Raw genomic sequence first — 8,298 nt, forward strand, 5'->3', positions numbered from 1 at the left:
CCGCCGGCCTGGCGGCCGTCAAAGGCGGAACTGGCTGAGCAGAAGAAGCCCGACCAGGCGGCAATCGCCAAGTGGAACGACCAGATCGGGGCCTTTGCCGGCCAGCTGGGCGGCAATGAAGCCGAAAACTACCAAAAGATGGTTGAGGTCAGCCGGCCGGAAGAAAAAGCCCGGCCGGCTTTGACCGACCGCTTCATCGAGTTCGCGGAAGGCAGCCTCAGCTATGAGCAGCTTTCGGCCGTTTTGGACCTGCTGCCCCTGGACCTGGTCTTTGTGGACAAAGACGACGTCATCCGCTACTTTGGCGGCAGCTGCGGCTTTTATCCCCACTCCAAAAACGACCTGGGCATGAACCTTTTCAGCATTCACATGCCCAAAAGCGTGCCCAAGGTCAAGGCCATTGTCGACGACCTCAGAAGCGGGCGCAAGGACAAGCATGCCTTCTGGTTTGAAGTCCGGGGCCGTTTTGTCTACATCCAGTATTTGGCGGTCAGAAACAAGGCCGGGGAGTATCTGGGCGTTTTGGAAATCCTCCAGGACATTACCGATTTGCGCGCCTTGCAAGGAAAGAAGAAAGAGTTGTAGAATTATAATAAAGAGAGAAGCCATGACTTGCTGAGTCGTGGTTTTCTTATTGCTTAGAGATTTTTTAGTCGTTTTGCTGAAAGTAAGGAGGATGAAAAATGAGAACTAAACACGGACAGAGCCGGTTGCCGGAAATCGCGCTGCCCTGGCTGGTCGTGGCCGAACTGGCTACTTGGATCGGGGCCAGCTTCATTTGGCCTTTGACTTCCGTTTATTTGAACAAGCGGCTGGGGATCAGCCTGTCGGTAATCGGGATCGTCCTCTTCTGCAACTGCGCGGCCAACATGCTGGGTTCGACCATCAGCGGCCGCCTCTTTGACCGTTTGAACCCTTATCCCTTGATTGTGGGCGGGATGCTGCTGGACGCCTTGGTTCTTTTGGCCATGGCCTTCTTCCACGGCTGGCCGATCTACTGGTTCTGGCTGGTCTGTACCGGCTTTTTAGGGGGCTGGAACGGGGCTTTGGTCAATTCCATCGCCACCAGCCTGCGCAAGTACCCGGGCCGCTACGTCTTCAACATCCTCTACTTCTCCCAGAACCTGGGGGTGGTTATCGGGACCTTGATCGTCGGCTACCTGTACGATTATTCAATTGAGCTGCTCTTCATCATCGCCAGCTGCCTGTTCTTGGTCGGCTCCCTGGTTGCCTTCTTCAAGTTCAAGCCGATCGTAGCCTACCATGCCCGCCGGCAGGAACAGAAGAAGACCGGCCAGGCCCCGCTGAAGGCGGAAAAGATGCCGAAGGCCAACTTCTGGATGACCATGGGCTTCTTCATCACCTTGGGGGTAACCTGGCTGATGTACATGAACTGGGAGTCCAACCTGTCCGTCTACATGGTCAGCCTGGGGATTCCTTTCCACCTGTACTCAACCCTGTGGACGATCAACGCCAGCATCATTGTGGTCGTGCAGCTCATCCTGGCCCGCTTCCCGCGGATCTTCAAGAGCATCTACCAGCAGATCTACTTTGGGATTTTCATGTTCGCCGTTTCCTGGCTGACCCTGATTTTTGCCAAGACCTACCCGGGCTTCGTCTTGTCCATGTCGATCCTGACCTTGGGCGAATCAACGGCCTTTTCCGCGATTCCGGCCTATGTCAACGACATGTCGCCGTACTCCAGCAAGGGCAAGTACCAGGGGCTGACCCTGGTGGCCAGCGGGGTTGGCCGGGCCTTTGGGCCGCTTTTTGGCGGGACCTTGATCGACCTCTTTGGCTACAAGACCATGTTCGTGGTCGCCAGCTGCGGCATCTTCCTTTGCCTGCTGGCCCTTTTGCCTCTGAGAGCCAAGCTGAAGGACCAGGTGCAGTTCTTCAAGTAGGGCAGTATTTGCCGATTTTTGAAAAATAAGGCCGGATTTGCGCTCCGGCCTTATTTTTTTGCACTTTGATTGAACTGGAGGGGGAAGAGCTAGTAAAATAAACAGATAGTGAGAAAAGGAGGAAAAAACATGCTCAAAGTTTACGGGACAAAAATCTGTCCGGACTGCATCGCCTGTGAGGCCAGTTTTAAAAAGTACGGCATTGACTACGAATTCATCAATATTTTCGCCACCATGCCGGATTTCAAGGAATTTTTGCGCTTGCGGGATGCCAGTCCCGCCTTTGCTCACGCTAAAGAGCAGGGCAGCGCGGGCATTCCGGCCTGCGTCAAAGAAGACGGGGAAATTTTTACCGACTGGGAAGGCTTCTTGAAAGACCAGGGCTTAGAGCCGATCTGGCCTGAGGAGGCCGACCGGGCCAAGGCAGAAATCGCGGCCCAGTGTGACCTGCGCCAGCACAACTGCTAGATGAAAAACAAGGAGGAAAAACATTGGACAACAAGTTTAAGGTCCGCGGCGGCAGCGGCGACACGACTGTCGTTGACAAGAACGCCCGCCCGCAGGACAACCTGTACCTGGCCGTCAACTCCGACTACCTGGACAAGCTGGAAATCCCGGCTGACCGGTCCCGGATGGGGAGCTTCGACCAAATCGCCGAAAACGTTGAAAAGAGCCTGATGGCTGACTTCGCGGCTTTTGCCAGCGGGGAAAAGGAAGTTCCGGCCGTCCCGAACCTGGACAAGGCCGTAGAACTCTACAAGCTGGCCAAGGACTTTGACAAGCGGAACGCTGACGGGGCAGAGCCGATCCAAGAGGACTTAAAGAAGCTGGAAGCCTTGACCAGCTGGGCTGACCTGCAAAAGGCCGCGGCGGCTTTGGCCAAGGAGGGCTTTGACCTGCCGTTCTCCTTCTCGGTTGACGCGGACATGAAGAACACCAAGGTCAACACGGTCTACTTCGGCGGTCCCCACCTCTTTTTGCCGGACACGACCACTTACGAAAGCCCGGATGCTGAAAAATTGCTCGGCGTTTTGAAAGAGCAGACCCTTAAGCTCTTCCAAATGGCCGGCGTCAGCGAAGAAAAAGCCGCTGAATACGTGGACGGCGCTTTGGCTTACGACCAGCGCCTGGCCAAGGTGGTCAAGTCCAGCGAAGAATGGGCTGACTACCCGGCCATGTACAACCCGATTTCCCTGGCTGACTTCAAGGGCAAGTTCACCAGCTTCGACATGGGGAATTACCTGAAGGAATTTTTGGGCGAGGAACCAGCCGTCTTGATCAATACCGAACCGCGCTACCTGGACCAGGCGGAAGGTCTTTTGAACGAGGCCAGCTTCAGCGAAATCAAGGGCTGGATGCTGGTCAAGTTCATCAATGACGTGGCTTCATCCTTGTCCCAGGAATTCAGAGAGGCTGCCTTCCCGTTCAGCCAGGCTCTGACCGGGCAGCCGCAGCTGGCAAGCGGCGACAAGCAGGCCTACCGAATCGCCAACAGCAGCTTCAGCGAGGTCGTCGGCGTCTACTACGGGCAGACCTACTTCGGCGCTGCCGCCAAAGAGGACGTCCTGGGCATGATCAAGCGGATGCTGAAGGTCTATGAGGATCGGCTGGCCAAGAACGAATGGCTGTCCCAGGCCACCAAGGACAAGGCGATCGTCAAGCTGCAGGCCTTGATCCTGAAGGTCGGCTACCCGGACAAGATCGAGGAGATCTACAACCGCCTCCAGGTCACTCCAGCTGCAGCAGGCGGCAGCCTCTACAGCAACTTGCAGGCCGCCGGCCGGGAAAGCATCAAGTACAGCTTGGAGAAGCTGCACCAGCCGGTTGACCGGACCGTCTGGCTGATGCCGGGCAACCTGGTCAACGCCTGCTATGACCCGCAGAGAAACGATATTACCTTCCCGGCAGCCATCCTGCAGGCACCGTTCTACAGCAGCGAGCAGAGCCGGGCAGCCAACTACGGCGGCATCGGGGCAGTGATCGCCCACGAAGTCTCCCACGCCTTCGACAACAACGGGGCCCAGTTTGACGAATTCGGCAACATGAAGAACTGGTGGACCGAAGCCGACTATAAGGAGTTCGCCGACCGGACCAAGGCCGAAATCGCCCTCTTTGACGGGCTCAAGTTCGGTCCGACCACCCTTAACGGCAAGCAGATCGTTTCGGAAAACATCGCCGACCAGGGCGGCCTGACCGCGGCCATGACCGCCTGCAAGGAAGAAGGCCAGGGGCTGGAAGACTTCTACGCCAACTGGGCCCGGGTCTGGGCACAGAAGTCCCTGGAAGCGGCCATCAAGATGATCGTTTCCGTCGACGTGCACGCGCCTGGTCCCCTGCGGGCAAACGTCCAGGCCCAGTGCCAGGACGAATTCTACGAGACCTTTGCCGTCAAGCCGGGCGACGGGATGTACCTGGCGCCGGAAGACCGGGTCAAGATCTGGTAGTTTTTCTAAAAAACAAAAGAGCAACAAAAAAGCAGTCATTCCATCTATGACTGCTTTTCTGCTGCTGTGTGTGTTTGTCTAATATATGTGTGTGTAAAAGAGGAAAAGAAAAAGAAAAATTAATTCCTATAGGAGAAGCAATTTCTTGCTTCTGACTATGCTTATATAATAACGGTTCTTTGTAAAAAACTTGTGATCAAACTTTTTTGCTTCAATGAAAAAAAGTTTGCAAATTTCTAGAGTGGTTAAGACTTTCTAAACAAGCAAAAAGCCAAGGTCTGAACCTTGGCTTTTTCAGCGGGCTGAAAACTTAGCCCCGCTTGTTTTTCTGCTTTTTCAGCTTGACCTTGTCCTTGTTCAAGACGGTCTTGCTGTAGTCGACCGGAGCGACCCGCTTGATTCTTTCAGGCTCTTGCTTGCCCAGGATCAGCGGTACCCGCTCGATCACCGTGTCCGCGAATTCCAGGCCGAACCACTGGGCCGGATTTGGCGAGAGGTTCTGCAGCTGCACGCGGGCCTTGACCAGCCACTTCTTGTAGGAAGACAGGGTGGTCGACGGCGAGATGACGTCGTTGACGATGACGAACTTGAAGTCGCCGACGTCCCGGCCAGGAGTGGTCGTGTATTCCTGCGGCTGCGCTTCGATTGTGTTGTCCTTGATCAGGTCGTGGACGATCTGGCGCAGGTAGACGTTGACGCTGGTCTGCTTCTTGAAACCAAGGTAGAGCTGGATGTTGATCACGTTCTTGGTCCCGAAGGTGTTGACGGCATATTCAGCGGTAAACGGCTCGTTGGTGACGTTGACGGAGACGAACCAGTAGGCCCGGGCCCGTTTCGGCCGCTTGTCCAGAATCGAGTAGAGGACTTCCCGCTTGATGAACTTGTTGTACTTGACCTTGGCCATGTAGACCAGGTTGTCGGAATAAGTCGGGTAGTTGTCGTCGTGGCTGAGGTCAGTCAGCATGTCCGTGTATTCATCCAGACGGACATAGGCGTTGACGGCTTCGTTTTGGTCCCGGACCTTGTTGCCGAAGTACCAGATCACCATGACCGAAGCGATCAAGAGGGTGATCAAGAGGGAAACGTAACCGCCGTGGGTGAACTTGCTCAAGCTTGAACCCATGAACAGGATGTTGATGGTGCTGAAGAAGATCACGAAGATCAAGTTGCCCAGGTTGTGCCCCTGCTTGAGCACCAGCCATTCATACAGCAGGATGGTGGTCGTCAGCATGGAAATCGTGATTGACAGACCGTAGGCTGCTTCCATGTGGGCTGAGGTTCTGAAGAAGAGAACCAGGGCGATGGTGGTAGCCCCCAGCATCTTGTTGATGGCTGGGATGTAGATCTGTCCTCTTTCGTCTGACGGGTAGAGGATGTTCATCCGCGGCAGGAACTTCAGGTTGATCGATTCAGCGACCAGGGTGAAGGAACCGGTGATCAGGGCCTGGGAGGCGATGATGGCGGCCAGGGTTGCCAGAACGATCGCAGCCAGCCGGATGTTTTCCGGAATCATCGCGTAAAAAGGATTGATTTCATTGGCTGACTTCAGGTTGGTGTTGTTCAGGATCCAGACCCCTTGCCCGAAGTAGTTCAGTGAAAGGCAGACAAAGACGAACGGCCAGGAGCCGATGATGTTGCCTTTGCCGACGTGGCCGACGTCTGAATAAAGGGCTTCGGCCCCGGTAGTGGCCAGGAAAATCGAGCCCAGGATGGCGAAGCCGGCCTTGTTGTAAGGACTAAAGAGCAGCTTGATCGCGTAGTAAGGGTTCAAAGACTGCAGGATCCACCAGTTGCCGCCGATGTTGATCAGGCCCATGATGCCCAAAAAGGCGAACCAGATGAACATGACCGGGCCAAAGGCCTTGCCGATGATGCTGGTCCCCATCCGCTGGATTGAAAACAGGACCAGCAGGATGACGATGGTAATGATCAAGACCGTGGTCTGGTTGCTGACAGGGATGTTGCCCTTGCCAAATTCCAGCCCCTTCAGCCCTTCAATGGCGGTCGTGACCGTCACGGCCGGGGTCAGAGTCCCGTCGGCCAGGATGGCGGCCCCGCCGATCAGCGCCGGCCAGACCAGCCAGGCGGCCCGCTTCCTGATCAAGGCGTAAAGGGCGAAGATCCCGCCTTCACCGTGGTTGGTTGCTCTAAGAGCGATAACGACTGTCTGAACGGTCGTCAGCAGGGTCACGGTCCACAGAATCAGAGAGATCGTGCCGATGATCAAATCGCGGCCGACCGTGCCGATCCCGCCGTTGCCCGCGATGACGGACTTCATGACGTACAGGGGACTGGTACCGATATCGCCGTAGACAATCCCGATCGCAATCAGGAGGCCGGCGGCCGTCATCCGATTGCGTTTATTTTCTACTTCCATAGTAACAAAATACTCCTCAAACTTTAAAAAAGCCTGTGATACACGAACAGCTGAAGTTAAGTCTCGGCTTAAAATCAGCAAGTAAAAAAAGAATGCCATGAGACATTCTTTTTACTGTAATTTTCTTATATTTGGAGTAAAGTTTCAAGTCTTTTAGGACAAACTGCTTTCGATCTTCGCGCGGATGCCTTCGTACCAGTTGCTCCAGTCCTCGTAAGTCGTCATGGCTTCCGGGTCAACGCCGGTTTCCTGGCTCATCTTGTCGAGAATGGCCTGGAAGTTGTGGGCGTGGTCGATCAGCACGTGCTTGACCAGGTTCTTGCGGGAGAACGGCTGGTTGAGCAGCAGGTAGTGGTTGATGTTGACCATGTTGTGGTCTTCGTCAAATTCGCTGATGATTTCCAAGTCGTCGCGTTCGAAAGAAGAAACGTAGAAGTTGGCAAAGTTGACCAGGTAGGCTGGCTGTTCGGCAACTTCGCGTGCTGGCATGGTTACGCGCTCCGGTTCAGGCATCACGATCTTGAACAAGTCTTCGTTGTTGCGGTTTTTCTTTTCTTCTTCTGCCAAAGTTGTAGCTCCTTTTTTAAATTAAAGTCCATAAAGTCAATAGTAATTTTAACGGCTTTAAGCCCAGAAAGCAAGCGCCAGGCCCGGAAAAACCAGGCCTGGCGCCAAAATGAATTATTTGCTTGAGTTCAGATAGCCGTCGACGTCATCCTTGGTGATGGAGCCGATGGTGGTGTGTCCCTGCTGGTAAGCGTAGTTGAACAGGTTGATCAGGTCCTGCGGGCTCCAGCCGGACGTGTCTTCGCCTAGGTTGGAGAGCTGGTTGCGGATCTGCTGCACGTCCCGCGTAGTCACGGTGCTGCCGCCGACCTTGTCGTTGCTGCTGGTGCTTGAGCCTTCAGCCTGCTGGCTGGATGAGCTGGAAGAACTGGAAGCAGCGCTTGAGCTGTTTGAGTCCTGTGAGCTGGCGGAGCTGGAAGCAGACTTGCTGTCTGAGGAAGCTGCTGAGCTGGATGAGCTCGATGAATCGCTCTGCTTGCTCTTGGCTTGCTTAAGCAGGCTCTTGACAGTTGAGCGGACCTTGGCGTAGTAGACCCCGTTGATGTAAGGCAGGTCCAGGATGCTGTTATAGGTTGAGACCGCGCTGTCGTAGTCGCCGTCTTCCATTGAGGCTGCCGCCTTCTTCATCAAAGGCTTGATCTCGCTTTGGTAGTTGTCCTTGACCGCCTTCAGCTGCTTTACCAGCTTCTTGGCCTGGCTGGTCATCACGCTGTAGCCGCCGGTCTGCTTCTGGGCCTTTTGGGCCAAAAGCAGGGCGCTGGAATACTTGACGGTCGTCTTGGCCAGCTTGACGGAATCAGCCAGGTTCTGGGCCTGCTTCTTGTAGTGGCTGGCCGCAGCCGTGGCCTTGACTTGGTAAGCCTGGTCGAATTCATCGGCTGCCTGGCTGTACTTCTTGGCTGCCGCGTCGGCCTTGCCGGCCTGCATCAGGCTGGCGTAGCTGGAGCTGGCGGACTGCTCCTGGCTTTGGCTCTGCCGGTTGTAGAAGTAAAAGCCGGCGCCGCCC

At 55.2% G+C, this 8,298-nt stretch carries 7 protein-coding genes; 4 read left to right on the plus strand and 3 right to left on the minus strand.

The window, feature by feature from the left end; genetic code table 11:
* The 4 genes from lacNas_RS08345 to lacNas_RS08360 form a co-directional block, all read left to right on the plus strand.
* The coding region (locus tag lacNas_RS08345) for a PAS domain-containing protein (protein WP_201330578.1) at window positions 1-585 on the plus strand (585 nt) is incomplete at its 5' end.
* Between the two features lie 98 nt (window positions 586-683).
* Window positions 684-1,904, plus strand: coding sequence for an MDR family MFS transporter (locus lacNas_RS08350; RefSeq protein ID WP_201330577.1), 1,221 nt, complete (start codon window positions 684-686; stop codon window positions 1,902-1,904).
* A gap of 129 nt (window positions 1,905-2,033) precedes the next feature.
* Window positions 2,034-2,372: a glutaredoxin gene (locus lacNas_RS08355; RefSeq protein WP_201330576.1), complete on the plus strand. Its 339-nt coding sequence runs from the start codon at window positions 2,034-2,036 to the stop codon at window positions 2,370-2,372.
* A 23-nt stretch (window positions 2,373-2,395) separates the two neighbouring features.
* Window positions 2,396-4,348, plus strand: a complete 1,953-nt coding sequence (locus lacNas_RS08360; RefSeq protein ID WP_201346774.1) for a M13 family metallopeptidase — start codon at window positions 2,396-2,398, stop codon at window positions 4,346-4,348.
* Window positions 4,349-4,658: 310 nt separating this feature from the next.
* Here the strand turns inward: lacNas_RS08360 and lacNas_RS08365 are convergent, their stop codons facing one another.
* The 3 genes from lacNas_RS08365 to lacNas_RS08375 form a co-directional block, all read right to left on the minus strand.
* Window positions 4,659-6,725: a KUP/HAK/KT family potassium transporter gene (locus tag lacNas_RS08365; RefSeq protein ID WP_201332156.1), complete on the minus strand. Its 2,067-nt coding sequence runs from the start codon at window positions 6,723-6,725 to the stop codon at window positions 4,659-4,661.
* Between the two features lie 153 nt (window positions 6,726-6,878).
* Complete coding sequence (locus tag lacNas_RS08370) at window positions 6,879-7,292, minus strand: hypothetical protein (protein WP_201332157.1); 414 nt, start codon at window positions 7,290-7,292, stop codon at window positions 6,879-6,881.
* Between the two features lie 114 nt (window positions 7,293-7,406).
* Window positions 7,407-8,298: hypothetical protein (locus lacNas_RS08375; RefSeq protein WP_201332158.1), on the minus strand; the 892-nt coding region annotated here is incomplete at its 5' end.

It is taken from the genome of Lactobacillus nasalidis (assembly GCF_016587775.1).
Taxonomy (GTDB): domain Bacteria; phylum Bacillota; class Bacilli; order Lactobacillales; family Lactobacillaceae; genus Lactobacillus; species Lactobacillus nasalidis.